Source organism: Mycolicibacter sinensis, assembly GCF_001673565.1.
In the GTDB taxonomy this organism is placed as follows: domain Bacteria; phylum Actinomycetota; class Actinomycetes; order Mycobacteriales; family Mycobacteriaceae; genus Mycobacterium; species Mycobacterium sinense_C.
This window is the reverse complement of the sequence record NZ_LZMF01000087.1, coordinates 1-23761: the sequence shown is the minus strand read 5'-3', so window position 1 is coordinate 23761 and position 23761 is coordinate 1. Positions and strand designations below refer to the sequence as shown.

Here is a 23761-nt window from a genome sequence, read left to right as displayed (position 1 = left end):
ACTCCTAGCCGTAGGTCTTGCGTAACAGCGGTTTGACCACTTTGCCACTGGCGTTGCGGGGCAACTCGTCGACGAGCACGAGTTCCTTCGGGTGCTTGTAGCGGGCGAGCCGCTCATTGAGGAACTGCTCCAGATCGCTCAGCGTCAGTGCCTGCGCCGCGGCCACGATAGCGACCGGGACCTCGCCCCACTTCTCGTCGGCACGCCCGATCACCGCGGCCTCCCGGATCATCGGGTGCTCGAACAGCACGTTCTCCACTTCGGCGCAGTAGATGTTCTCTCCGCCGGAGATGACCATGTCCTTCTTGCGGTCGACGACATAGACGAAGCCCTCGTCGTCGACGCGCACCAAATCACCGGAGTGGAACCAGTCGCCGGCGAAGGCCTCGGCGGTGGCTTCCGGCTTGTTCCAGTAGCCCTGCATCAGAGTCGGTCCGCGGTAGACGATCTCGCCGATCTCGCCGGGCGGCACGTCGTTCATGTCGTCGTCGACCACCCGTGCTGCGATGGTCGGGATCACCTTGCCCACCGAGCCGAGCTTGCGGAGGGCGTCGGTGCCGTCGAGTACGCAGGTGATCGGTGACATCTCGGTCTGGCCGAACACCGCGACGTTGAGCGCATCCGGGAAGGTCTCGGCCATTGCCCGCAGCACGGTGTCCGACGCGGGCGCGGCACCCCAGCTGATCACCTCCAGAGCCAGATCCCGTTGCCGCACAGTCGGATCCGCACAGATCAGTTGCCACTGCGCCGGAACCAGGAAGACCGAGGTGGCTCGCTCGCGCTCCCAGGCGTCGAGGGTGTCGGCGGCGTTGAACGCCCCGAGCGGGTGGATCACCGTCGTGGTGCCGATCACCAGGTTCGGCGCGATGCTGCCCAGTCCGGCGATGTGGAACATCGGCGCGGCGCAGAAATAGACGCTGTCCGGGCTGGTGTGCAGGGCCTGGATGCAGGTCAGCGATTGGGCCTGCAGGTTCGAATGGGAGAGGATCGCGCCCTTGGGGCTACCGGTGGTGCCCGAGGTGTACATGATCAGCGCCGGGGTGTCTTCGGGGATGTCGGCGTGCGGGTGCGGTTCTCCCGGTTCGGCGATGAGCGATTCGTAGTCGTCGCCGAGTACGACGGCCACCTCGAGGCCGACGGTGTTCTTGCGCACGGCATCGATCAGCGGCGCGAGCAGTTGGTCGGTGATGACGCCCTTGGCGCCGCTGTCGGAGACCAGGTAGCTGATCTCGGGGTCGGTGAGACGGAAATTGACCGGGACCGCGATGGCGCCCAGGGCGTTGATCGCCAGCACGGACTCGATGTACTCGGTGTGGTTGAGCATCACGATGAGAACACGGTCGCCGAAGGAGATCCCGCGTCGGAACAATGCCCCGGCGAGCCGTTGTGAGCGGTCATGCAGTTGGCGCCAGGTGGTCTCGGTGCCGCGGCAGCGGAAGGCCACGGACTCGGGGCGCATCTCGGCGTGGATGGCCACCTGATTTACCCAGTGGTTGCGCCGGGAACGCAGCGGCTGTGTGGTCATTCGGCGAACACCGCCTTGCGTTTCTGCAGCATCGCCGTGGCGCCCTCGATGAAGTCCGGCGAGCCCAACAGCTCCACCTGACCGGCCTTCTCCCGGGCCAGCGCGGCGCCGAGCGGAGCGAGGCTGGTGGCGTTGAGCGCTTGTTTGGTCAGTTCGAGAGCGCGCCGCGGCCCGTGGGCCAGCTTCGCCGCCGCCTCCTCGACCTTGGTGTCCAGCTCTGCGGATGCCAGCACCGCGTTGACCAGACCGGCATCCCGGGCGGCAGCGGCCGGCAGGCGCTCCCCGAGCAGCGCCATCTCGTTGGCCAGGGCCCGCCCGGCGGCAGCGGCGATCAGGGCGGTGGTGCCGCCGTCGGGCATCAGCCCGATGTTGGTGAACGACAGCAGGAAATAGGCGCTCTCGGCGGCGTAGACCAGGTCGGCGGCCAGCGCGATACCCACCCCGACACCGGCAGCCGGCCCGTTGACCCGCGCGATGACCGGCACCGGTGTTTCAGCGATCGCCGTGACCAACCGGCCGGCGCAATCCATCACTTCTTCGGGCGTGACCCCGCCGGCCGTGGCGGACAGGTCGGCGCCGGTGCAGAACGCCTTGCCTTCGCCGGTGATCACGATCGCCCGCACCGCCGGATCGCCGGCGGCCTCGGTGAACACGTCGCCGAGGCGCGCCATGGTGGCGTAGTCGATCGCGTTGAGCCGCTCCGGATTGGTCAGGGTCACCCGGAGCACCCGACCGTCTCGGACCGCGGTGAGCTTGGGGGAGTTCTCGGTCATGGGCAGCCCCGCACGTTGCATCCTTAAACTGGTTTGAAATGTAAACTATGGTTAACTTATGGGCGTCGGTTCGAACTGTCAACAACGGGGAGCGAACAGTGTCGTCAGTGGGTCTGGGCGGCGAATCCACGACCACCACCGCGGTGCGGCGTCGCCCCAAAGACCGCAAGATCCAGATCGTGCGGGCCGCGGCGCGCGCCTTCAGCGACCGCGGCTATCACGCGGTCGGCGTCGATGAGATCGCCGCCGACGTCGGCATCTCCGGACCGGCCCTCTACCGGCATTTCGCCAACAAATACGCGCTGCTGGTCGCGACCGCCGAATACGCCGCGCAGACGCTGGTGTCCGCAGCGCGCGGCGCCGACGACCCGGCCCGGCCGCCGCAGGAGCGGTTGCGCGCGATCGTCGACGCGCTGATCGAGACCACCATCGGCATGCGACGTGAGGGCGCGTTCTACCGCTGGGAGCGGCGCTACCTGCAACCGGTGGACCGCAAGCACATCCGCGCCAGCTATGACGCGCTGAACGCCGCGGTCGCCGAACCGTTGGCGCTGCTGCGGCCGGGCCTGTCCGAGGCCGACACCGCGATGCTGGCGGCCGCGGTGCTCAGCGTCATCGGCAGCATCTCGGCGCACCGCACCCGGTTGGCCGCTTCGGCACTTTCTTCGCTGCTCGCCGAACTGTGCTGGTCGGTGCTGACCGCCGAGTTGCCGCCGGCGCCGGCTCCGGCCGCGCGGCGGCAAACCGAGCGTGGCTTGCCGAGTACCTCCAAACGGGAACGGTTGCTCGCCGAAGCCATTCGGGTGTTCGGGCAGCGCGGCTTCTATGAAGCCAGTATCGACGAGATCGGCAGTGCCGCCGGCCTCAACGGCTCCAGCGCGTACCGCTACTACCCGAGCAAGGCCGCGCTGCTCGCCGCCGCGTTCCAGCGCGCGGGTGACCGGGTGTTACTGATCATCACCGACGCTCTTGCCGAGTCGAGCGACCCGCGCGAGGCGGCCACCCGCATCGCCGAACGCTATACCGCGCTGTCGTTCGCCGCGCCGGACCTGATCAACATCTATTTCGCCGAGTTCGCCAATCTGCCCGAACCCGACCGGGTCCACCTGCGCGGGTTGCAGCGGCAGAACGTCAACGAATGGGCGCACCTGCTCCGTCAGATCGGGGCGACCGAGACCGAAGCGGTCTTCCGGGTCCACGCCGCGCTTGCCCTCGTCGTCGATCTGGGACGCCTGGTTAACTTCGACGACACCGCCGAGCAACGCTTACGAGTCAACACCGTGATGGCGGCGGTGCTGTTCGGGGACGGGAAGCGACAGACCCCGCAGTAGCCGCAGGGGTAGTCGAGGTGATGCCGGGCCTCAGCCCAGGTGGAACACCACCTCAAGTGCGAGGAATCCGAAGATGAGCAGTCCGATGATGGCCGCGACGGCGGGCAGTACAAGCACGGGGTCTTTCATGGCTGGTAACAATAATCCAGTCATCGGTTGTAAGAACCCGGGAAGTGTTGGCGATCACGGCATCTGGGGACTTTGGTCCGTGAGTGGCGACGTGGTCGCCCACCGGATGTGACCGCCATCACCGCACTCAGGGGTAGGCCACGTGGACCCGGTGAATCTGACCCTCGAACGGGAACGGCGCGCGCTCGCGATAGTCCAGAGACACCGGCGAGCCCAGACAGGTGCCGATGTCGAGGCAGTCGTTGGCGGTGAACAACAACGGCGCACTGACCAGCACCAGGCCCTCGGCGACGGTCTCGCCGTTGACGGCCACCGTGATGTCCAGCGGCCCGGCCGGACGCGGTTCCGCGTACTGAGTGGTGATGGTGATCGTTGCGCGTCCCGGAGGCACCTTCGTCGCCGAGCGGATCTTGGTGCGCGACAAGATGAAGAGGTTGTACTCGTAGCAGAGGTATCCCTGGTCGAAGTAGCACGTCAGCCCACCGGACCCTGCGCCGAGGGCGTACAGCACCCCGTTCGCTTCCGCCGGGATGTCGGCGTCGATGGTTACCACGTTGTTCTTGTTGCCGAGTGCGGGCGCACAGAACTCGGGCATCCGCACGGTGTCGCCGGTGAAGTCCCACTCGGTGTAGGGCGGGGCGATGCGCAGCTCGGGGTGATAGACCGGCACCCACAAGCCGCCGCCGATGGGCAGCACCGCATTGCGGGCCGCCTCGACCATGAACACCTCGCGCAGCTGGGCGAGCTTCTCAGGCATCTGCTCGGCCAGGTCGTGGGCCTGTGACCAGTCCTCGTCGAGGTTGTAGAGCTCCCACGCGTCCTCGTCGGGAGTCCAGGTCGCGATGCCGGGCGGCTGACCGGGCACCCACGGTAGCCGCGGGCCGCGGGCCGACGCCATCCACCCGTCGTGGTAGACGGCCCGGCTGCCCATGATCTCGAAGTACTGGGTCTTCTTGCCGCCAGGCGCATTCCGGTCGGTCAGGGTGCGGGCGAAGCTCGCTCCGGCCAGCGGCAGCTGCGGTTGCCCGTGCACTGTCATCGGTGCCTCGATACCCACGACTTCGTAGATGGTCGGCACCACGTCGTTGCAGTGCAGGAACACCGGCCGCGGAGCCGGATCGGCGGCGACCTTGGCCGGCCAGCGCACCACCATCGGGTTGCGGGTGCCGCCCAGGTGTGAGGCCAGCAGCTTCATGCCCTTGTACGGGGTGGAGCCCGCCCACGCCCAAGCCGCGTGATACTGGTTGTCCACCAGCGGCGACCCCAACACGTCCAGTCCGCCGAGCGCGTCGAGGGCATCAATGTGCTGGCGCACCGTGGTGGGAATACCATTCTGGGCCAACAGCTCCGAGATCGTGCCGTTCTGTCCTTCCCCGGAGGAGCCGTTGTCGCCCCAGATGTAGAAGAACAGGGTGTTGTCGGCGTAGCCGAGCGCCTCGAGCTCGTCGGCGATGCGACCGACCTGGACATCGACGTGCTCGGCATAGCCGGCTGCAACCTCCATCAGGCGGCGCTGAAACGGCTTTTCGTCCTCGGGAATGTCGTCCCAAGCGGTCAAGGCCTCGTCGCGTTCGGTGAGCGAACAGTCCTGCGGAATCCAGCCTTTGGCCTTGGCGCGTTCGAACACTTGCCGGCGGTAGGCATCCCATCCGTCGTCGAACTTGCCGGCGTACTTGTCGGCCCACTGCTTCATGATGTGGTGCGGGCCGTGCAGGCAGCCGCTGGCCCAGTACATGAAGAACGGCTTGTCGGCGTTGAAGGCCTTGTGCCGACGCAGCCAGGAGATGGCGTCGTCGGCCAGGTCCTCGGACAGGTGATAGCCCTCTTCGGGAGTCCGCGGCGGGGCCACCACGGTGGTGTTGCGTACTAGGTTCGGTTCGTACTGGGATGCCTCGCCGGCCAGGAATCCGTAGAAGTACTCGAAACCCAGCCCGGTGGGCCAGTTCTCGAACGGTCCGGCCGCGGTGGTTTCCTCCGCGGGGGTGTTGTGCCACTTCCCGAAGGCCGAGGTCGCGTAACCGTATTGCTTGAGCACCTCGGCCACCGTGGCGCTCGATGCCGGGATCTTGCCGGCGTAGCCGTCCCAGTCATTGGCCAGCTCGGCGATCTGGCCGTTGCCGATCTCGTGGTGGTTGCGTCCGGTGAGCAACGACGCCCGGGTGGGCGAGCACATGGCCGTGGTGTGAAACCGGTTGTAGGACACGCCTTGCCCGCTGATCCGGTCGAGGGTCGCGGTGGTCACCTCGCCGCCGAACGTCGACGGCAGGCCGGGACCGGCGTCGTCGATGAGCACGATGACGACATTGGGCGCATCGGCGTGCAGTCGCTTGGGCGCCGGTCGTGGACTGTAGGTCGATTCCTGCAGTGTCCGGCCCGCGACACTGCCCGACCCGACCGGGGGGAACGGTAGCACCGCGCCGTTCGGCAATATCGGAGCCACTACCTGATCGCCCAACACAACCTCCTCATCTCGGGTACATCGTCGTCGACCGCTGGTTCAGGAGTTCGCATTGCCGAGCGGCGGGTCCGGCGCCAGACTGCCGTCCGGGGCGATGTGGGCGAAGATCTGCTGCAGCAGTGTCAAGATGTGCGGGTCGTCGACGGTGTAGATGTGGTGGCGCCCTTCCCGTCGGGCGCGGATCAGTCCGGCCAGCCGCAACTTGGTCAGGTGCTGGCTCATGGTGGCGACGTTGATGCCGGCCCGTCCCGCCAGGGTGGTGACGTCGTAGTCGCCCTGGGCGGCCAGCCACAACACGTGTAGGCGCGCGGGGCTGCTCAGCAGTCCGAACGTGCTCGCCGCCGAGGCGAGTTGGGGCTCGGTCGGCCCCTCGGCTCGGCTGGGTGAAGTCATGGTTTCGGGTCGCCGTTCTTCATGTTTTGCCATCGCGGCATTCATTTTGTCCCAACGCCCACGACGGGCTTCGGCGAACGACACATTCGCATAGTTGCGTAATCATCAAAGTGTCGCCAGAATTGGGCGCCGACCCATCCTCAGATCACACGATTGGTTGCTGTCGAATTGATCCGGACCTCGTCACTGCTCCGCCCGGTCGCCCTGGGACTCCAGGCGACCTCCGTCCTCGTGGACGCGACGGTCCGCGAAGCCGGCCGGTTGTTGTCCGGCGAGACGGCGACGTTGACCCGACGCTGCTGGCGCGGCCCGGACCGCGCATGGATCGAGGTGCGCGGGCTGGCCGGCACCGACGGGGCAGAACTCGGGCGCGAGGTGATCGCCGCGCTCGGCGCCCAGCCGGGCGTGGTGTCGTCGCGGCTGAACCTCCCGTTGTCGCGGGTGGTGGTGGAACTCGAAGGCGACACGCTTTCGCTCAACGACCTGTGCTGCTTGATCGACGACGTCGAACGCACCCATCGCGGTGCCGCGTCCCCGGCTGCCTCCCCACCGCACGCCTTGCCCGGCGACGGGCTGCTGCTGGCCGCCCGGGGCGTGATGGTCGGCGTCAACGCCGCCGGGCTGGCGATCGCGCTGGCCGGGTGGGCGCTGCGGCTACCGCAGGCGCCGGTCGCCGTCGACGCCGCCGCTGCGTTGGCGAACTATCAACCGTGGCTGCGCCGCAATCTTGCCGAGCGGATCGGCGCGGGGCCGGCCGGCACGGTGCTGTCATTGATCTCGGTGGGCTCGCGGATCGCCACCCTGTCGCCGGCCACGCTGGCGGTGGATCTGGCGCTGCAGGGCATCAAAGCCGCCGAATGCCACGCCGGGGCGCAGGCCTGGAGCCGCCACGAGCCCTACCTGGCCGAGCACGCCGCGCAGGCCGAGGTCCATCTGCCGTCGCGCCCGGTGCCGCTGCCGGAGGGGGCCGCCGACCGCCACGGCAACCGGATGGCGACCGTGCAGCTGGTCGGCGCCGGCCTGGCGGGCGTTTTCTCCCGCAGCTTCAATGTGGCCGCGACGGCGGCGGTGGTCGCCGGCCCGAAAGCGCTGCGCACCACCACCGAATCGTTCGCGGCGACCCTGAGCCGGGCGTTGGTCGAACAGCACGCGGCGCTGCCGTTGCGCCCGGACGGCCTGCGCCGGCTCGACCAGGTCGACGCCGTGCTCATCGATCCCCGGCTGCTCTGCAGCGGCACCGTGCGCCACCCGCTGGCGACGGCCCTGCTCGCCGAGGCGCGGGCGTCCGGGGCGGAACTGATCACACTCGACATTCCCGACCTGGGCGAGCTGCGGCCGGCGTTCGACGACGTGGCGCCGATCGCCGACGGGGGATTCGATGCCGCCCTCGCCGCAGCGTTGGCCGCCCTGCAGCAGGCCGGGCGCACCGTCGCGGTGCTTTCTGATGGCGCCGCGCAAGCTCTCGCCTCGGCCGATGTCGGCGTGGGCATCCTGCCCGATTCCAGCGCCGCCGCACCGCCTTTCACCGCCGATCTGCTGGTGGCGGATCTGGCCGGCGCGTGGCGGGTGCTGCATGCACTGCCGGCGGCGCGCGCGGCCACCCAGCGCGGCATCTCGTTGTCCAACGGCGCTACCGCGCTCGGTGCGGTGCTCATGGTTCCGGGAGTGCGGGGCGGAAGAGGCCCCGGACCGGTCACCGCCGGAGCGGCCGCCGGACTGGTTTCGGGATTCCTGTTGGCCCGCGGCGTGGCCCGCACGCCCGCGCCGCGACCCGCGCAAACCCATGAATGGCACGCGATGTCGATCGACGAGGTCCGCGACATCTTGCCCGCACCCCAGCTCGTCGGGGCCGGTGACGAACTCGCCGCGCAGCCGCCCCACCTGGCCTGGCAGTTCGTCAAGGCGGTGCGTGCTGAGCTGTCGGATCCGCTGATGCCGGTGCTGGCCTTGTCTTCGGCGGCCACCGCCATGCTCGGTTCACCGGTCGACGCGCTGATGGTCAGCACGGTGCTGATCGGCAACTGCATGCTCGCCGCCGCCCAACAGCTACAAGCCGAGAACCGGCTGAACCGGCTGCTGGCGCAACAGACTCCGCCCGCGCGCACCGTCGCCCTCGGCGACACCAAGTCCTACGGCGAGATCGACGCGGACCGGTTGCTGCCCGGCACCCTGATCGAGGTCCGCAGCAACGAGGTCGTGCCCGCCGACGCCCGCCTGATCGAAGCCACCGACCTCGAGGTCGACGAATCCTCCCTCACCGGCGAGTCGCTGTCGGTGGACAAGCAGACCGCGGCGACACCGGGCGCCGAACTCGCCGATCGGCGGTGCATGCTCTACGCGGGCACGACGGTCATCGCGGGCACCGCGCTCGCCGTGGTCACCGCCGTCGGCGCCGACACCCAGGCGCGCCGTGCCGCCGAACTGGCCTCCGGCGAGCTTCCGGTGGTGGGCCTGCAGCACCAGCTCAGCCGGCTGATGAGCCGCGCCTTCCCGGCCAGCGCGGCCGGCGGGCTGATGGTGGGGGTGCTGGGAATGCTGCGCGGCGGCGGCCTTCGCCTGGCACTGGGCAACGCGATCGCGGTCGCGGTGGCCGCGGTGCCCGAGGGGATGCCGTTGATGGCGACCCTGGCCCAGCACGCGTCGGCGCAACGCCTGACCGATACCGGTGCGCTGGTTCGCATTCCGCGCTCGGTGGAGGCGCTCGGTCGCGTCGAGGTGGTCTGCTTCGACAAGACCGGAACGCTGAGCGAGAACCGGCTTCGGGTCACCGCGGTGCACCCGGTCTCGGGGCACGCCGACGACGACGTGCTGCGTTGCGCGGCCAACGCCGCGCCGGCCCCCGAGGACGCCCAGCACGCCCACGCCACCGACCAGGCCGTCATCGAAGCGGCCGCCGGCCTCGCCGGCCCACGGTGGTCCGTCCCGGACGCGCACCTGCCGTTCCGGTCCGGCCGGGCCTTCTCGGCGTCGGTGTCGGGCGCCGAACTGGTGGTCAAGGGCGCCCCGGAGGTGGTGCTGGCAGCCTGCACGGGTCTTGGCCCAGATGCCGGCGACCCGGTCGCCGAACTGGCCGCCGGTGGGCTGCGGGTGCTCGCGGTGGCCCGACGCCGGCTCACCGCCGCACAGGAGCGGTCGTTGCGCGACGATCCCGACGCCCTGACCGAACTGTGCCGGAGCGGGTTGACCCTGACCGGGTTTCTGGGCATCTCCGACACCCCGCGCGCCGGGGCGCCGCAACTGCTCGCCGACCTGGCCGGCCGCGGCGTGAGTATTCGGCTGATCACCGGTGATCACCCCGTCACCGCCACCGCGATCGCCGCGGAACTGGGCATGCCGGTCGCCGCCGATCAGGTCATCACCGGATCGGAATGGAATGCGTTGTCGCGCAAGGAGCAGGAACGCGCGGTGGCCGACCGGGTGATCTTCGCCCGCATGTCCCCAGAAAACAAGGTGCAGGTCGTGCAGACCCTCGAACGCAGTGGGCGGGTCTGTGCCATGGTCGGCGACGGCGCCAACGACGCGGCGGCGATCCGGGCCGCGAGCGTGGGACTCGGCGTCGTCGCCCGCGGCAGCGACTCGGCGCACGCCACCGCCGACATCGTGTTGACCGACGGCCGCATCGGTGCGCTGGTGGACGCCATCGACGAAGGTCGCCGGTTGTGGCGGGGCGTACAGCTGGCGGTGACCGGCCTGCTCGGCGGCAACGTCGGTGAGGTGATCTTCGGTGTGGTGGGCACCGCACTGGCCGGCACCTCGCCGCTGAACAACCGGCAGCTGCTGCTGATGAACATGCTGACTGACGCGCTGCCGGCGACCGCCGTCGCGGTGAGCACTCCGGCCGGCCCGGCGGGCCGCGTGGTGCACGGCATCGACGAGCGCAAGCTGATGCGTGCCGTCGTGGTCCGGGGGGCGATCACCGGTGCCGCGGCCAGTGCCGCCTGGGCGATGGCCTCGGTGACCGGACGCCCGCAGCGCGCCGCGACCGTCGCGCTGATCACGCTGGTCTCCACCGAACTGGCTCAGACGCTGGTTGATTCGCACGCCCCATTGGTGTGGCTCACCGCCGCGGGTTCGTTCGCGGCGTTCGCGGGGGCGATCAGCATCCCCGGTGTCAGCCAGCTGCTCGGCTGCGCTCCGGTGGGCCCGTTGGGCTGGGCGCAGGCCCTGGGATCGACCGGCGCGGCGGTGCTGGCCATCGCCGCGGCGCCGCGCCTGCTGCCCGCCGAGAAGCCCCGCCCGGAGGCACCGGAGGGCGACACCGAGCCGCCGACGGCCATCGTGGAAACGCTGCGACCAGCCCGGGAAGCGGTCGCACCGGAGGTCGACGCGGCTAGGGTGTTTGCCACCGTATAAAATCCACCGGAGGCGCCGTATGCACCCTTTCCGGCAAGCCGTCGAGGCCCGCGACGCCGCGGCCATCGAGGCGCTGCTATCCGACGATGTCGTGTTCACCAGCCCGGTCGCCTTCGCCCCCTACCCGGGTAAGCCGATCACCGCGGCGATCTTGCGCGCTGTGATGCGGGTCTTCGAGGACTTCCGCTACGTCCGCGAGATCGCCGATCCTGCCGGGCAAGACCATGCCCTGGTGTTCGAGGCCACGGTGGCCGGTAAGCGGCTCACCGGATGCGACTTCCTGCATCTCGACGCGGACGGCAAGATCGACGACCTGATGGTGATGGTGCGGCCGCTGTCGGCGGCCACCGCGCTGGCCGAGGCCATGGGTGCGCAATTCGAGCAGATCAAGCGCGAAGCCGCGGAGCACGGCGGTTCAGCGAGGCTCGACGCGGGTTCAGCCTAGACTTTCTTGCGCGATGCCGATATGCGGATCCGACGTGACCGCCGGCCCTGAGCTGTTCGTTCGGCGCCGGCGGACCCATGCGGTGCGCGAGCAGGCGCCCGTGGTCGCGGCCGTCGCGCTCGGCGGCGCCATCGGGGCATGTGCTCGTTACGGCATCGAACTGGCCTGGCCCACCCCGTCCGGCGGTTTCCCTTGGGCCACCATGGTTGTCAACGTCAGCGGCTGCGCGCTGATGGGGGCGTTGATGGTGGCGATCACCGAACTGTGGGTCGGCCACCGGCTGCTGCGCCCGCTGCTGGGCACCGGCGTGCTGGGCGGCTACACGACGTTCTCCACGTTCGCCGGCGACGTCGACACCCTCGCTGCCGCCGGTCATCTGGCCACAGCATTGCTCTATCTACTCACCACGCCGGTGCTGGTGCTGGTCACCACCTGGACCGCCGCGGCCCTCATCCGACGCCTGATCGTCAGGAGAACATCATGACCCAGCTGACCGGACCAGCCCTGCGCCTGACGGTGTTCGTCGGAGAGAGCGACACCTGGCATCGCAAGCCGCTTTTCAGTGAGATCGTGCACCGGGCGCGCCGCGCCGGTCTGGCCGGTGCCACGGTGTTCCGCGGCATCGAGGGCTACGGTGCGTCCTCGGCCATCCACACCACCCGGCTGCTGTCGCTGTCGGAGGACCTCCCGGTCTCGGTCATCGTCGTCGACACCGCCGAGCGGATCCGCGCCTTCCTGCCGGAACTGGACGAATTGGTCACCGAGGGATTGATCCTCCTCGACGAGGTCGAGGTCGTCCGGCACGTCGGTCGAACCGCCGAGGGCCAGTGAACTGGTTGCTGGTGATCGCCGGCGCCGCGGTGGGGGCACCACTGCGGTACCTGACCGATCGATTTGTCCAGGCCCGGCACAACACTACGTTTGCGTGGGGCACGTTGGCCGCCAATGTGCTGGGCAGCCTGATCCTGGGAGCCCTCACCGGCGCGGTGAGTGCCGGCGACGAGCGAATGCACCTGCTGGTCGGCACCGGCTTCTGCGGGGCGCTGACCACCTATTCGACCTTCTCCTACGAAACGCTGCAGCTGGCCGGCGCCGGCGCCCGGCTCTACGCGGTGGCCAACCTGGTGCTCACGCTGATCTGCGGGCTGGGCGCCTACTACGCCGGAGGCCTTGCCGCCCAAGCGATCTGGGGATAACCCGCTGTTTCGTTCAGCCATGCCACGAACGGTGTCACCGCCGACGTCATGGCTGCCGAAGACGGGCCCAGCCAGGAGTTCGCGACCAGATCGGAAACAACAGACGCATACCCGCTTGCGGCCGTGGTCAATTCGCTGGAAAGCGCATCCCAGGCCGCTGCGGCGACTGTCAGTGGGGCCGAGCCGGGGCCGAGATACATTCGCCCGGAATTGGTTTCCGGGGGCAACGCACCGAAATCCATCCGGCACCGCCTTCCACCACGAATAAATCGGGGTAGAAGCTATTAGCCGGGTTCGGCGGTCAAAGGCGAGCTTCATCGCCTATCGGAATGCTACACCGGCGCCGACGCGGTGGGGATGTGGTGCCACAATCGAGCCGGCTGTGTGCAATGGCCGCCGCCCACCGATTCCCAGGAGAAACCATGTCGTTCTCGATAGAGCTCAGTGATGATGTGATCGAGGTGCGCGACTGGGTGCATCAGTTCGCCGCCGAGGTCGTCCGCCCGGCCGCTGCCGAATGGGACGAACGCGAGGAGACGCCGTGGCCGGTCATCGCGGAGGCGGCCAAAGTCGGCCTGTACTCACCCGAGCTGTTCGCCACCCAGGCCGCCGAACCGAGCGGGATCGGCATGCTGACGGTGTTCGAGGAGCTGTTCTGGGGTGATGCCGGCATCGCGCTGTCGATCCTGGGTACCGGTTTGGCGGCAGCCGCCCTGGCCGGCAACGGAACTCCCGAACAGCTGGGCCAGTGGCTGCCAGAGATGTTCGGCACCGCCGATGACCCCAAGGTCGGCGCGTTCTGCTCATCCGAACCCGACGCCGGCTCGGATGTCGGCGCGATCCGGACCCGCGCCCGCTACGACGAGGCCACCCGCGAATGGGTGCTCAACGGCACCAAGACCTGGGCCACCAACGGCGGCATCGCCAATGTGCACATCGTGGTCGCGTCGGTCTATCCCGAGCTCGGCTCGCGCGGCCAGGCCACGTTCGTCATCCCGCCCGGTACCGCCGGCCTGGCCCAGGGCCAGAAGTTCAAGAAGCACGGCATCCGGGCCTCGCACACCGCCGAGATCGTGCTGGACAACGTCCGCCTGCCCGAGGACATGATCCTGGGCGGTCGGGAGAAGTTCGAGGACCGCGTCGCCCGCGTCAAATCCGGTGCGTCTGCGGGCGGCCAGGCCGCGATGAAGACCTTTGAACGCACCCGCCCGACCGTCGGTGCGATGGCCGTCGGGGTGGCGCGAGCCGCCTACGAATACGCCCTCGAATACGCCTGCCAGCGTGAGCAGTTCGGCCGCAAGATCGGTGAGTTCCAAGCCGTCGCGTTCAAGCTCGCCGACATGAAAAGCCGCATCGATGCGGCACGGCTGATGGTCTGGCGGGCCGGCTGGATGGGACGCAACAACAAGGCCTTCGACAACGCCGAGGGCTCGATGGCCAAACTGTTTGCCAGCGAGACCGCGGTATATGTCACCGACGAGGCGATCCAGATCCTCGGCGGCAACGGGTACACCCGCGACTACCCGGTCGAGCGGATGCACCGCGACGCCAAGATCTTCACCATCTTCGAGGGCACCAGTGAGATTCAGCGGCTGGTCATCGCGCGGGCGCTGACGGGCCTGCCGCTGCGCTGAGCGCCCGGCGCGCACGTCAGGGCGCGGGACCGGAGAAAACGAACCGGGTGCAGTCGGTGGGGAAGGCGAACCAGGCCAGGGCCCGTCGGGGGGCGATCATGCGCAACCCGCCGCCGTCGGGTCCCGCCCAGGCATCGGGGCCCGGAGCGTACTGCGGGTGGTATTTCTCAAACGCGGTCGCCAATCGGGCACCGAGGTCGTCCGGGTCTGCCGACGCCGCGGTGGAGACGCCCTCGACGATCACCACCTGCGTACCGCTTTCCAGCGTCAGGGTGCAAGCCGGGTTGTCCTGTAGGTTGCGCGCGTGCCGGGTGGTTGGCGCACCGTCGTAGTAGAACCGACCGTCAAGCCACACGCCCCACCGCGGTACGGAGTGCGGGGTGCCGTCCGGGCGCACCGTCGTCAACCAATAGTGCTGCGACGCAGTCAGGTGCTGTTCGACTTCCGGCCAGCTCAATAAGCCCTCGGTCGAAGTCGGCAACCCGTAACCCTCCGGCAGGGTGGGACGTGTCGCGGTGGGGCCCAGTGTCGGTTCCATAGCCCTGCGCTACCCGGCCGTCTTCCCGTTGTCGGTCATATACACCGCGCCGTGCACCGCGGCCGCGGCGTCGCTGGCCAGAAAGGCGATCACCTGGGCGACGTCCTCGGGCGCGCTCATCCCGCGCGGCGAGGCCACCCGCATGATCAGGTTGACGTCGGCGCCTTCGGGCAGCTGAAAGTTCGTCACCTGCGGTGTCAGCATCCCGCCGGGACACACTGCGTTGACCCGCAGCTTCTCCGCGGTGAACTCGACGGCCATTGCGCGGGTGAGCCCGACCAGGCCGTGCTTGGCCGCGCAATAGCCGGCCGAGTACGCCTGGCCTTCCACCCCAGCGATCGAGGCGACGTTGACGATGTTGCCGGCGGTTTCCAGCAGGTGCGGCAGCGCCGCGCGGCACAGGAAGAACGGCCCGTTGAGGTTGACCGCCAGGTCGTGAGCCCACTCGTCGTCGGTGACGGCCAGGGTGTGGCGCATCTGGTGGGCGCCGGCGACGTTGACCAGGACATCGAGTCGGCCGAACTGCTCGACGCACTGCGCAACCGCCGCCGTGCAGGCCGCCGCCGTGCTGATGTCGGTGGGGGTGTACTGCCCGCCGGGCACGTCGGCGAACACCGTTGCCAGCCGTTCGGCGTCGCGGGCCACCCCGAACACCGATGCTCCGCGCCGGGCGAACAGCTGGGCCGTCGCCGCACCCAGGCCCGACGAAGCGCCGGTCACCAATACGACTTTGCCTGACAGATCGGTCATGGGCATAACCGTATCCGCTGTCGCTCAGCGACTTGTGTGCCGGCGCAGCGAGGCACGCCCGAATGCGAGCACCATCCCGGGTGAGCCCAGGAGCAGTTGCAGGATCTGCAGCGGATGCCGGGCGGAGCGCACCTTCAAGAAGCTGTAGACATGCACGTCGCGCACCTTCGTGTGCGGGTCGAACCGCCAGATTTCGATACCGCAACCGTCGCGCCGGCCATCCGGGCCGCCCCACCACTCGTTGACGATGGTGTCCTCGGTGGTGGCGACCAATCGCTTGGACAGCCGGAACCGGCGCGCCTCGAACACCGCGCACGAGCGCGCCCACGCGGTGTGAATCGCCTGCACGCCAACCGATTCCTCGCGGGCACCGTCGGAGATCATCACCAGCCGCGCGTCAGCGGCATAGAGCTCATAGATCACCTCGGGCCGGTAATCGTTGGTCGTGTCCTGCACGAACTTGACGAACGCGGCGGCGTCGGCGGGCCGCCGCCCGATGGCACCGGTCACCGGCGGGCCCACCCCGAGCGCACCGCCGCGACGCCCAGCCGAAACCCGGCCCGCAACAGCGCGAGCAGTCCGCGCGGCCGCAACACGGCCGACACCAGCTGCGCCGAATCGCAATACAGAATGCGGCGCCGCACCCGGCCGAGCTCGTCGAGTTCGTAGCGGTCGACGGCCGGCCACGTCACCGTCCGGCCGCCGAACGTGCCCATGATCCGGAACTCGATGTAGACCATGTCGTCAGCCGACACCGCCGAGTTGACCACCTCGATGTGCAGATCCGGGATCAACGTGAAAACGCGCCCCCAGTAGGCGGTGGCGGCTTGCCGGCCCCGCACGTCGGGGAGCAACGGCTGGACGTAGCAGACGTCGGGGTTTGTCAGCGCATCCAGGTGCTCGACGCTCGGAGCGGACCACACCTCTTGGAAGCGTTCGACGAAGGAAGTGGCGACCGCGGTCATCCGTTCGTCCTTTCGGCGCAGACGATGCCCAGCCAGTCATCGCCGGCCAGCCCGCTGGCATGAGCCGGGTCGTAGCGGTTCAGCAGTTCGGCGACGCCGGCCTGGTCGCGGCTGCGGAAGCCATACTCGGCGAGCAGCGCGGACAACTCGGGCGCGCTGAACCCGCTGCGGTAGGGCTCGCCGCGCCGGGCGACGACTCGGGCGATCCGACGTGCACTGGCCCACCGACTGTCCCCGGTGACGGCCGCGGGCTCGACGAAATCGGCGACGAGCCGGCTGCCCGGCGCGCACAGTGCCGCCAGGTCGGCCAGGGTCGCGTCGATCGCGTCGGCGGTGAGGTACATGCTGACCCCGAGCCAGATGACGAGGCTGCGTCGTTGCGGGTCGAACCCCTTGGCCATCAGGCGATCTCGCAGCGTGTCCCGTTCCAGATCGCACGGCACCCAGACGATGTGGCCGGCGCGCGGTGCCGGGAGCAGTCGCTCTGTGGTCGCCCGCTTGCCGGCCTGGGTGGTCGGCGCGTCGACTTCGAAGATCGTCACCGCGGCGCGTGCGTGGCGCAGGCTGGTCGGGTCGTAGCCGGCACCGAGCAACACCAGTTGGTCGATCCCGTCGCGCAGGGCGGCCGCGCAGACGTCGTCGGTGAAGCGGGCCCGCAGCACGATATGTGCGTGCAACCCGCCCCAGTGCCGGTCGAAGGCGCGCAGTGCCGCATCGGCAAGCCACCGATTCGCCAGCAGCACTCGCAGCGCGGGATGGCCGACGAACTGCCGGGACCAGGGATCGTCGAGCAGGCGCCGCTGGGGTGGCCGCATGGACTCCGCGGCTCGCTGGGCGGCGTTGATCTGCGCGGTCAAACTTGCCGTCCGATTCAGGCGCCGTTCGGTCAGCGGGGCAGGAGCGGTCACCCGGACAACGCTATGGCCCCAGTGGTCTGCGAGTAAGGTCCAATTCCGTGCCGGATTCATGGACCAGTTCGGGGGTGGATCTGCACCTGGAGCTTCCGCCCGGGCGTGGCCGCCGCACCGCTCTGGAACACGCGCTGCGCGAGGCCATCCGGGACAACCGGCTGGCGCCGGGTGAGCGTCTACCGTCGTCGCGAGCCCTGGCCGGCCAGCTCGGCCTGGCGCGCGGAACGGTCGTCGAGGCCTACACCCAACTGGCCGCCGAGGGCTACCTCCGGAGCAGGCAGGGGGCGGTCACTGAGGTTGCGCGGGGCCCGGGAATATCGCCGGGGACAGCGACGGTATCCGCCCCGTCTCGGGTGGTGGCGGATTTCCGGCTCGGGCGCCCCGACCTGAGCATGTTTCCCCGTGCTGAGTGGCTGCGGGCGCTGCGGCGAGCCCTGCACGTCACGCCGCATGCCGAGCTGGGGCCGCTCGACCCGCGGGGTGCACCGCGCCTGCGTACCGAGCTGGCCGGCTACCTGGGCCGGGCCCGCGGGGTGCTGACCACACCGGAGCGGATTGTCGTCTGCAGCGGATTCACCCAGGGATTACGGCTGGTGTGCGACGCGCTCGCCGGAGCCGGCCGACGGTCGATCGCGGTGGAGAATCCCGGCCTACCCGACCACCGCGCGACCATCGCCGCAAGCGGACTCGACATCCTTCCCCTCGGCGTCGACAGCGATGGGGCACAGCCGGCCGGGTTCGCCGCCGCATCGATCGCCGCCGTGCTGCTCACCCCGGCCCACCAGGCCCCGTGGGGCGCCACGCTGTCCGCCGACCGGCGCGCCGAATTCGTCCGGCTTGCCGCCGCGCACGGGGCTTATGTCATCGAGGACGACTACGACGGCGAGTTCCGTTATGACCGCCATCCGGTCGGTGCGCTGCAGGGGCTTGCCCCCGAGCGGGTCATCTACGCCGGAAGTGCCAGCAAGAGTTTGGCTCCCGGGCTGCGACTGGGCTGGCTGGCCCTGCCGGCCGATCTGGTCGACGCCGTGGTCGAGGCCAAGCGCCGCGCCGACCGGGGCACCGACATCCTGGCCCAGCTGGCACTGGCCGAACTGATCGAATCCGGGGCGCTGGACCGTCATATCCGGCGGATGCGGCGACGCTATCGGCAGCGCCGGGACGCGCTGGCCGCCGTGGTCGCCCGCGTGGCCCCGAGGATGCCCCTCCAGGGCATCGCGGCCGGTCTGCACGCGGTGCTCTTGCTGCCGGAGGGCGTGTCGGAGGCCGACCTCCTGGCCGCCGCGCGGCAGCGAGAGATCTCCCTGACCGGTCTGGCGCCGTTCTGGCACGGGCCGCCGAAAGCCGAGGGGATCGTGGTGGGTTACGGCACGCCGGCCGAACATGAATACCCCCGGGCGCTGGGCCATCTCGGCAAATTACTCACCGATTCTGGGTAGCGTGCCGGTGAGCGAAAGGAGTACGGCAGTGCGCTACACCCGCACCGATCCCATCGCCGCTCGCCCCGCCGACGTATGGGCGGTCCTGACCGACGTCGAGCACTGGCCGGACTGGACGGCGTCGATGCGCGAGATCACTCGCCTGGACTCCGGCCCGTTGCGCGTCGGGTCCACCGCGCGCGTCCGGCAACCCACCGGCCGGCCGATGGTCTGGACCGTCACCGAGCTGGCCGACGAGCGGTCCTTCACCTGGACGGCATCGGCGGCCGGGATCCGGTTCACCGGCTACCACGAGCTCACTGCTACCGAGTCCGGTGTCCGGGCGGTGCTGGCCTTCACGCTGACCGGTCCGATGGCCTGGCTGGCACGGCTGCTCGCCGGCGGACGCATCCGGCGCTATGTCGATATGGAGGCCGACGGGCTCAAACGGCAATCGGAAAGCCGCACCTCGACCTAGCGCTTGCGGTTGACAGTGGCCGAGCTCCGTGTTTACCGTGGGGAGAAACCTACGGTACCGTAGGTTTGGTCGGGGGACTAAGCGACTGCCCATATGCCGAAAACGGGATGGAGCAAACATGACTAACGCCCAGACAGCGCTGCTGCATGAGCTGGAGCCGATTGTCGAGCAAAACCTCAACCGCCACCTCAAGGCCGCCAAGCCGTGGCTGCCCCACGACTACGTGCCGTGGAGCAAGGGCCGCGATTTCGCCTTCCTCGGGGGCGAGGACTGGGTTCCCGAAGACTCGCCGCTGGACCCGGTCGCCAAGGCCGCGCTGCTGGTCAACCTGCTGACCGAGGACAACCTGCCGTCCTACCACCGGGAGATCGCCACCCGCTTCGGCCGGGACGGTGCCTGGGGCTCCTGGGTCGGGCAGTGGACCGCCGAGGAGGGCCGCCACAGCATCGCGCTGCGCGACTACCTCGTCGTCACCCGGGGCATCGACCCGGTGAACCTCGAGAACATGCGGATGCAGCACACCATCGCCGGGTACGACTCCGGCGACAAAACTCCGCTGCAGGCGTTGGCCTACGTGTCCTTCCAGGAACTCGCTACCCGGGTGTCGCACCGCAACACCGGCAAGGCCTCAGGCTGCCCGATCGCCGACCAGTTGCTGGCCCGCGTCGCTCTGGACGAGAACCTGCACATGGTGTTCTACCGCAACCTGATGGACGCGGCCCTGGACATCGCGCCGGATGAGGCCATGTGCGCCATCCGCGACGAGGTGCTCGGCTTCTCGATGCCCGGCATGAACATGCCCGGCTTCGCCGAGAACGCCCTGCTGATCGCCAAGGCCGGCATCTACGACCTGCGCATCCACCACGACGACGTGGTGCAACCGGTGCTGCGGTTCTGGAAGGTCTTCGAGCGCGACGGCTTCGGCCCCGAGGGTGAGCAGGCCCGCGAACAGATCGACGGGTTCCTCAAGATGGTCGACGAGCGGGCCACGCACTACGAGGAGAAGGCCAAGGCGCGCGAGAGCGTCCTGAGTTCCTGACGCTCAGCCGGTTCCGGTCACGGTCAGGTAGATCAGCGCCGCGTTGAGCAGACCGATCACCACCGTGACGGTCCAGCCCAGTACCGACGTCAGCCGCCGGTTGGCGTCGGCGCCCATCAGCGCAGCGTCACCGGTCAGCCGGATCAGCGGCACCAGCGCGAACGGGATGCCGAACGAGAGCACCACCTGGGAGAGCACCAGTGCCCGGGTGGGATCGGTCCCGATCGCCAGGATCGCCAGCGCCGGGAGCAGCGTGATCAGCCGGCGCCATAACAACGGCACCGACACCCGCAGCAGGCCCTGCATGATCATCGCGCCGGCGTAGGCGCCCACCGAGGTCGAGGCCAGGCCGGAGGCCAACAGGCCCACCGCGAAGAACAGCGCGATGGTCGGCCCCAGCGCGTCGTGCATCGCGCTGTGCGCGCCCTCGATCGAACCGGTGCCGTCCCGGCCGGACAGGTGCGCGGCCGCCACCACCAGCATGGCCAGGTTCACCGCGCCGGCCACCAGCATGGCCAGGCCGACATCCCACCGGGTCACCCGCAACAGGCGTCGCCGTGCTCGGCCGGGTTCGGCCCGTCCGTGCCGGTCGCGGGCCAGGCCCGAGTGCAGATAGACCGCATGCGGCATGACGGTGGCGCCCAGGATCGCGGTCGTCAGCAGCACGCTCTCGGTGCCGTCGAAGCGCGGCAGCAAGCCCCCGGCGACGTCGGTCACCGGCGGTGGGTCGACCACCAGGCTGGCCAGGAACCCGATCGCGATGATCGCCAGCAGCCCGGTGGAGACCTGCTCGAAGGCCCGCGGCCCGCGCCGGTCACCGACGACCAGCAAAGCCATCGACACCGCCCCGGTGATCAGCCCGCCCAGCATCAACGGGAGGCCGAAGATCAGTTTCAGTGCGATGGCGCCGCCCACCACTTCGGCGAGATCGGTTGCCATGGCGACTAATTCGGCCTGCAGCCAATAGGCGATCCGGGTGGGTCGGCGGGTCGTCATGCCGACCGCCTCCGGCAGTGACAGCCCGGTCACCAGGCCCAGTTTGGCCGAGAGGTACTGCACCAGGCCGGCCATCACGTTCGCGGCGACGATCACCCAGACCAGCAGGTAGCCGAACGTCGCGCCGGCGCTGACGTTGGCCGCGACATTGCCCGGATCGACGTAGGCGATGGCCGCGACGAACGCAGGTCCGAGCAGATACCAACCCGGTTTTCTCCGTACCGGTTCGCCCGTGCGCGTCATCAAGGACGAGCGTAGAGCCCCCGTCCAGTGACCAGCGGCAGATCCAGGGTGGTCCGGATGCCCGGTTCGGCGGCCACCACCGCGGGAATGGCGTTGACCACCCGCATCGCGGTGGCGACCAGCCCGGCGTGATTGTGGTCGCCGTTCGGGCTGGACAGACACAGGTCCAGCGCATACGACGGTTCACCGGTCACCTCGACCCGGTACGACCCGCCGGGCTGGGCCGGTTGCGGCCAGTCCGGGCACAGGTCGTCGCGCAATCGGGTGACGTGTTCGAGGACCACGGCAACCTGGCCGTCGAGCATGCCGCGCACCTCGAAATGCAATGCCGCGGCGGTGCCTTCGGCGATGCGACCCGCCGAGATCTCGAAGTCCTCGGGCGCCGGTACGCGCTCGTAGATCTCCACCACCTCGTCCAGCTCGATGCCCAATCCGGCCGCGAGCTGGCGCACCACCGAACCCCATGCCAGGCTCAGCACGCCGGGCTGCAGCAGCATCGGGATCTCGTCCATCGGCTTGCCGAACCCCATGACGTCGAACATGACCGCGGCGCTGTCATAGGTGGCGTAGTCGACGATCTCCATGCAGCGGATCTGCTGGACGGTCTGGCAAGTGCCGGCCAATGCCAGCGGCAGCAGGTCGTTGGCGAAGCCCGGGTCGATGCCGTTGATGAACAGGCTCGCCCTGCCGGCCTTGGCCGCATCCTCCAACGGGGACAGCATCTCCGGCGGGAGCACCTGCCACGGGTACTGCAAAAACACCGCGCTGCTGCCGGCGATGTTGACACCGGCGTCCAGAATGCGCCGCATGTCTTCGAGCGCCTCGCCGAGCCGGTTGTCGGCCAGCGCGGTGTAGACCACGCACTGCGGCTTGGCGTCGAGCACCTGCTGGAGGTCGGTGGTCGCTGCGATGCCGGTCTGCGTGTCCAGACCGGCGAGTTCTCCGGCGTCTTTGCCGGCCTTGGCATCCGAGGAGACCCACACTCCGGTCAGCTCGAATTCCGGGTTGGTGATCAGCGCTTTCAGCGCGTGCACGCCGACGTTGCCGGTGCCGATCTGGGCGACGCGAATGGCCATGGTGTCCTTTACAGGTCGGGGATGGGCAGATCAAGGTTCGGGAACGTGATGCCCCCGTCGACTTCGAGCACCTTGCCGGTGAGGTAACTGCCGGCAGGGGAGGCCAAATAGACTGCGGCCGCGGCGATGTCGTCCGGTTCGCCGAGCCGGCGCATCGGGGTCACCTTCTCCATCGGCGCGCGCAGCTCGTCGTTGGACGCCACCACGTCCAGCGCGGAGGTCAGGATCGACCCGGGTGCGATCCCGTTGACCCGGATACGGGGGCACAGATCCATGGCGGCCAGCCGGGTGTAGTGGGCCAGGGCGGCCTTGGCAGTGCCGTAGGCGGCGAATCCGCGCCCGGCCAGCCGCCCCATCGTCGAGGTGATGTTGATGATCGAGCCGCCGCCGGAGTGCTCCAACATCAGCGGCACGGCGGCGCTGGTCAGGGCGTGTGCGGTAACGACGTTGAAGGTCAACGCGTCCTTGAGGTCTTTGGCCGAGGTGGTCAGCAGCATGTTGGGCATGGTGCCGCCGACGTTGTTGACGACGATGTCGAGCCTGCCGAAGGCGTCGACCGCCTCGGTGGCCAGCTTGGCCGTCTCCTCGGGGTGGGCCAGATCGGCGACCACGATGTGGGCGCGCCGACCGGCGCCTTCGATCTGTTGGGCGACGGTCTCTAGTTGGGATCGGGTGCGCGCGGCGATGACGACGTCGGCGCCGGCTTCGGCGAAGGCGACCGCGATCGCCGCGCCCAGGCCCCGGCCGGCGCCGGTGACGACGGCGACCGAGTTGTCCAGTCGGAATTTGTCGAGGATCACGTAGGCACGCTAACAAGGATCGGCCGCGAGCTGAAGCACTTTTCTGAAACACGTTCTAATTCGGGCGCGGGCCGCCCGGAGATCGGCTGCGCATGTCGGCCGATTCGGGTACAATCGAACACATGTTCGATAATGGGTTGCCGGGGCCGGAGTCGTTGGAGGATGCCGACGACAACCTGCTGGTGGCGGCCATTGCCGGGTGGTCTCAGGTGGAGGCTGCGGCCTCGGCGCGGCGGTTGGCCGCGATCGGTGAGTTGGTCGCGCGGCGCACCCGCGGGCGCGATGCGGTGAACCGGTCGCGCTGGTCCTG

General features: G+C 69.1%; 22 protein-coding genes, 2 pseudogenes and 1 riboswitch. Of the genes and pseudogenes, 11 read left to right on the top strand and 13 right to left on the bottom strand.

All coding sequences use genetic code 11. The features are described from left to right. Positions 1–4: 4 nt before the first annotated feature. Positions 5–1525, bottom strand: coding sequence for a fatty-acid--CoA ligase FadD5 (gene fadD5, locus A5648_RS13580; RefSeq protein WP_065025048.1), 1521 nt, complete (start codon positions 1523–1525; stop codon positions 5–7). Continuing rightward, positions 1522–2298 carry an enoyl-CoA hydratase gene (locus A5648_RS13575; RefSeq protein ID WP_065025047.1) on the bottom strand — a complete coding sequence of 259 codons (777 nt, stop codon included), beginning with the start codon at positions 2296–2298 and terminating at the stop codon, positions 1522–1524. Before A5648_RS13575 ends, fadD5 begins: the two co-directional genes overlap by 4 nt. Positions 2299–2405: 107 nt before the next feature. Between A5648_RS13575 and A5648_RS13570 the strand changes: the two genes are divergently transcribed. Then, the gene (locus A5648_RS13570; RefSeq protein WP_428844340.1) at positions 2406–3629 is read left to right on the top strand and encodes a TetR/AcrR family transcriptional regulator; all 1224 of its coding nucleotides are present in this window, start codon (positions 2406–2408) and stop codon (positions 3627–3629) included. Positions 3630–3885: 256 nt separating this feature from the next. On the opposite strand, the gene A5648_RS13565 is transcribed toward A5648_RS13570, so the two are convergent. Together A5648_RS13565 and A5648_RS13560 are read right to left on the bottom strand one after the other, a co-directional pair. Further along, positions 3886–6216 (bottom strand): arylsulfatase, encoded by a 2331-nt coding sequence (locus A5648_RS13565; protein ID WP_428844338.1) that lies wholly within the window; start codon positions 6214–6216, stop codon positions 3886–3888. Between the two features lie 39 nt (positions 6217–6255). After that, positions 6256–6609, bottom strand: a complete 354-nt coding sequence (locus A5648_RS13560; protein ID WP_065025058.1) for an ArsR/SmtB family transcription factor — start codon at positions 6607–6609, stop codon at positions 6256–6258. A 231-nt stretch (positions 6610–6840) separates the two neighbouring features. Here A5648_RS13560 and A5648_RS13555 point away from each other — a divergent pair, with 231 nt between their 5' ends. Genes A5648_RS13555 through A5648_RS13535 form a run of 5 tightly spaced genes read left to right on the top strand, consistent with a single transcriptional unit; the run spans position 6841 to position 12603 of the window. Then, complete coding sequence (locus tag A5648_RS13555; RefSeq protein WP_428844337.1) at positions 6841–10962, top strand: HAD-IC family P-type ATPase; 4122 nt, start codon at positions 6841–6843, stop codon at positions 10960–10962. Between the two features lie 19 nt (positions 10963–10981). After that, the gene (locus tag A5648_RS13550) at positions 10982–11407 is read left to right on the top strand and encodes a nuclear transport factor 2 family protein (RefSeq protein ID WP_065025045.1); all 426 of its coding nucleotides are present in this window, start codon (positions 10982–10984) and stop codon (positions 11405–11407) included. A 34-nt stretch (positions 11408–11441) separates the two neighbouring features. Continuing rightward, complete coding sequence (locus A5648_RS13545; protein ID WP_234787427.1) at positions 11442–11891, top strand: fluoride efflux transporter FluC; 450 nt, start codon at positions 11442–11444, stop codon at positions 11889–11891. Then, complete coding sequence (locus A5648_RS13540) at positions 11888–12238, top strand: DUF190 domain-containing protein (protein WP_065025043.1); 351 nt, start codon at positions 11888–11890, stop codon at positions 12236–12238. Before A5648_RS13545 ends, A5648_RS13540 begins: the two co-directional genes overlap by 4 nt. Further along, on the top strand, positions 12235–12603 hold the full coding sequence (locus A5648_RS13535; protein WP_065025042.1) for a fluoride efflux transporter FluC: 369 nt from the start codon (positions 12235–12237) through the stop codon (positions 12601–12603). Before A5648_RS13540 ends, A5648_RS13535 begins: the two co-directional genes overlap by 4 nt. On the opposite strand, the pseudogene A5648_RS22820 reads toward A5648_RS13535, so the two are convergent. Next, positions 12582–12845, bottom strand: a pseudogene (locus tag A5648_RS22820) (PPE family protein); the annotation flags it as partial. The gene A5648_RS13535 and the pseudogene A5648_RS22820 overlap by 22 nt on opposite strands. Positions 12846–12871: 26 nt before the next feature. After that, a riboswitch (Fluoride riboswitch) is annotated at positions 12872–12934 on the bottom strand. A 91-nt stretch (positions 12935–13025) separates the two neighbouring features. Here A5648_RS22820 and A5648_RS13530 point away from each other — a divergent pair. Continuing rightward, positions 13026–14237, top strand: coding sequence for an acyl-CoA dehydrogenase family protein (locus A5648_RS13530; protein WP_064855044.1), 1212 nt, complete (start codon positions 13026–13028; stop codon positions 14235–14237). Positions 14238–14253: 16 nt separating this feature from the next. On the opposite strand, the gene A5648_RS13525 is transcribed toward A5648_RS13530, so the two are convergent. Genes A5648_RS13525 through A5648_RS13505 form a run of 5 tightly spaced genes read right to left on the bottom strand, consistent with a single transcriptional unit; the run spans position 14254 to position 17380 of the window. Continuing rightward, complete coding sequence (locus A5648_RS13525; protein ID WP_065025041.1) at positions 14254–14775, bottom strand: pyridoxamine 5'-phosphate oxidase family protein; 522 nt, start codon at positions 14773–14775, stop codon at positions 14254–14256. A gap of 9 nt (positions 14776–14784) precedes the next feature. After that, positions 14785–15525 carry an SDR family NAD(P)-dependent oxidoreductase gene (locus A5648_RS13520; RefSeq protein WP_065025040.1) on the bottom strand — a complete coding sequence of 247 codons (741 nt, stop codon included), beginning with the start codon at positions 15523–15525 and terminating at the stop codon, positions 14785–14787. A gap of 24 nt (positions 15526–15549) precedes the next feature. Beyond that, positions 15550–16035 (bottom strand): hypothetical protein, encoded by a 486-nt coding sequence (locus tag A5648_RS13515; RefSeq protein WP_131810568.1) that lies wholly within the window; start codon positions 16033–16035, stop codon positions 15550–15552. Continuing rightward, positions 16032–16490 (bottom strand): nuclear transport factor 2 family protein, encoded by a 459-nt coding sequence (locus tag A5648_RS13510; RefSeq protein WP_065025038.1) that lies wholly within the window; start codon positions 16488–16490, stop codon positions 16032–16034. Before A5648_RS13510 ends, A5648_RS13515 begins: the two co-directional genes overlap by 4 nt. Then, positions 16487–17380: a class I SAM-dependent methyltransferase gene (locus tag A5648_RS13505; RefSeq protein WP_428844339.1), complete on the bottom strand. Its 894-nt coding sequence runs from the start codon at positions 17378–17380 to the stop codon at positions 16487–16489. The genes A5648_RS13510 and A5648_RS13505 overlap by 4 nt, the downstream gene beginning before the upstream one ends. 92 nt (positions 17381–17472) lie before the next feature. On the opposite strand from A5648_RS13505, the gene A5648_RS13500 reads away from it, so the two are divergent. The 3 genes from A5648_RS13500 (at position 17473) to A5648_RS13490 (ending at position 20336) form a co-directional block, all read left to right on the top strand. After that, a complete protein-coding gene (locus tag A5648_RS13500; RefSeq protein WP_065025036.1) occupies positions 17473–18840 on the top strand; it encodes a PLP-dependent aminotransferase family protein in 1368 nt (455 codons plus the stop codon). Positions 18841–18868: 28 nt separating this feature from the next. Next, positions 18869–19297, top strand: a complete 429-nt coding sequence (locus A5648_RS13495; RefSeq protein ID WP_065025035.1) for an SRPBCC family protein — start codon at positions 18869–18871, stop codon at positions 19295–19297. Between the two features lie 118 nt (positions 19298–19415). Further along, positions 19416–20336, top strand: coding sequence for an acyl-ACP desaturase (locus A5648_RS13490; RefSeq protein WP_065025034.1), 921 nt, complete (start codon positions 19416–19418; stop codon positions 20334–20336). Positions 20337–20339: 3 nt separating this feature from the next. Here the strand turns inward: A5648_RS13490 and A5648_RS13485 are convergent, their stop codons facing one another. The 3 genes from A5648_RS13485 to A5648_RS13475 are packed head-to-tail and all read right to left on the bottom strand — an operon-like array spanning position 20340 to position 23451. After that, on the bottom strand, positions 20340–21575 hold the full coding sequence (locus A5648_RS13485) for an Nramp family divalent metal transporter (protein ID WP_065025033.1): 1236 nt from the start codon (positions 21573–21575) through the stop codon (positions 20340–20342). After that, positions 21575–22651 carry an NAD(P)H-dependent amine dehydrogenase family protein gene (locus A5648_RS13480; protein WP_065025032.1) on the bottom strand — a complete coding sequence of 359 codons (1077 nt, stop codon included), beginning with the start codon at positions 22649–22651 and terminating at the stop codon, positions 21575–21577. Before A5648_RS13480 ends, A5648_RS13485 begins: the two co-directional genes overlap by 1 nt. An 8-nt stretch (positions 22652–22659) precedes the next feature. Beyond that, complete coding sequence (locus A5648_RS13475) at positions 22660–23451, bottom strand: SDR family oxidoreductase (RefSeq protein ID WP_065025031.1); 792 nt, start codon at positions 23449–23451, stop codon at positions 22660–22662. 122 nt (positions 23452–23573) lie between these two features. Between A5648_RS13475 and A5648_RS13470 the strand changes: the two are divergent. Continuing rightward, positions 23574–23761: pseudogene (locus A5648_RS13470) on the top strand (hypothetical protein); the annotation flags it as partial.

Coding starts and splice junctions, on each gene's coding strand:
- A5648_RS13490 (WP_065025034.1), top strand. CDS start 19,416: ATGACTAACGCCCAGACAGCGCTGCTGCATGAGCTGGAGCCGATTGTC.
- A5648_RS13560 (WP_065025058.1), bottom strand. CDS start 6,609: ATGACTTCACCCAGCCGAGCCGAGGGGCCGACCGAGCCCCAACTCGCC.
- A5648_RS13550 (WP_065025045.1), top strand. CDS start 10,982: ATGCACCCTTTCCGGCAAGCCGTCGAGGCCCGCGACGCCGCGGCCATC.
- A5648_RS13530 (WP_064855044.1), top strand. CDS start 13,026: ATGTCGTTCTCGATAGAGCTCAGTGATGATGTGATCGAGGTGCGCGAC.
- A5648_RS13575 (WP_065025047.1), bottom strand. CDS start 2,298: ATGACCGAGAACTCCCCCAAGCTCACCGCGGTCCGAGACGGTCGGGTG.
- fadD5 (WP_065025048.1), bottom strand. CDS start 1,525: ATGACCACACAGCCGCTGCGTTCCCGGCGCAACCACTGGGTAAATCAG.
- A5648_RS13540 (WP_065025043.1), top strand. CDS start 11,888: ATGACCCAGCTGACCGGACCAGCCCTGCGCCTGACGGTGTTCGTCGGA.
- A5648_RS13525 (WP_065025041.1), bottom strand. CDS start 14,775: ATGGAACCGACACTGGGCCCCACCGCGACACGTCCCACCCTGCCGGAG.
- A5648_RS13510 (WP_065025038.1), bottom strand. CDS start 16,490: ATGACCGCGGTCGCCACTTCCTTCGTCGAACGCTTCCAAGAGGTGTGG.
- A5648_RS13485 (WP_065025033.1), bottom strand. CDS start 21,575: ATGACGCGCACGGGCGAACCGGTACGGAGAAAACCGGGTTGGTATCTG.
- A5648_RS13480 (WP_065025032.1), bottom strand. CDS start 22,651: ATGGCCATTCGCGTCGCCCAGATCGGCACCGGCAACGTCGGCGTGCAC.
- A5648_RS13520 (WP_065025040.1), bottom strand. CDS start 15,525: ATGACCGATCTGTCAGGCAAAGTCGTATTGGTGACCGGCGCTTCGTCG.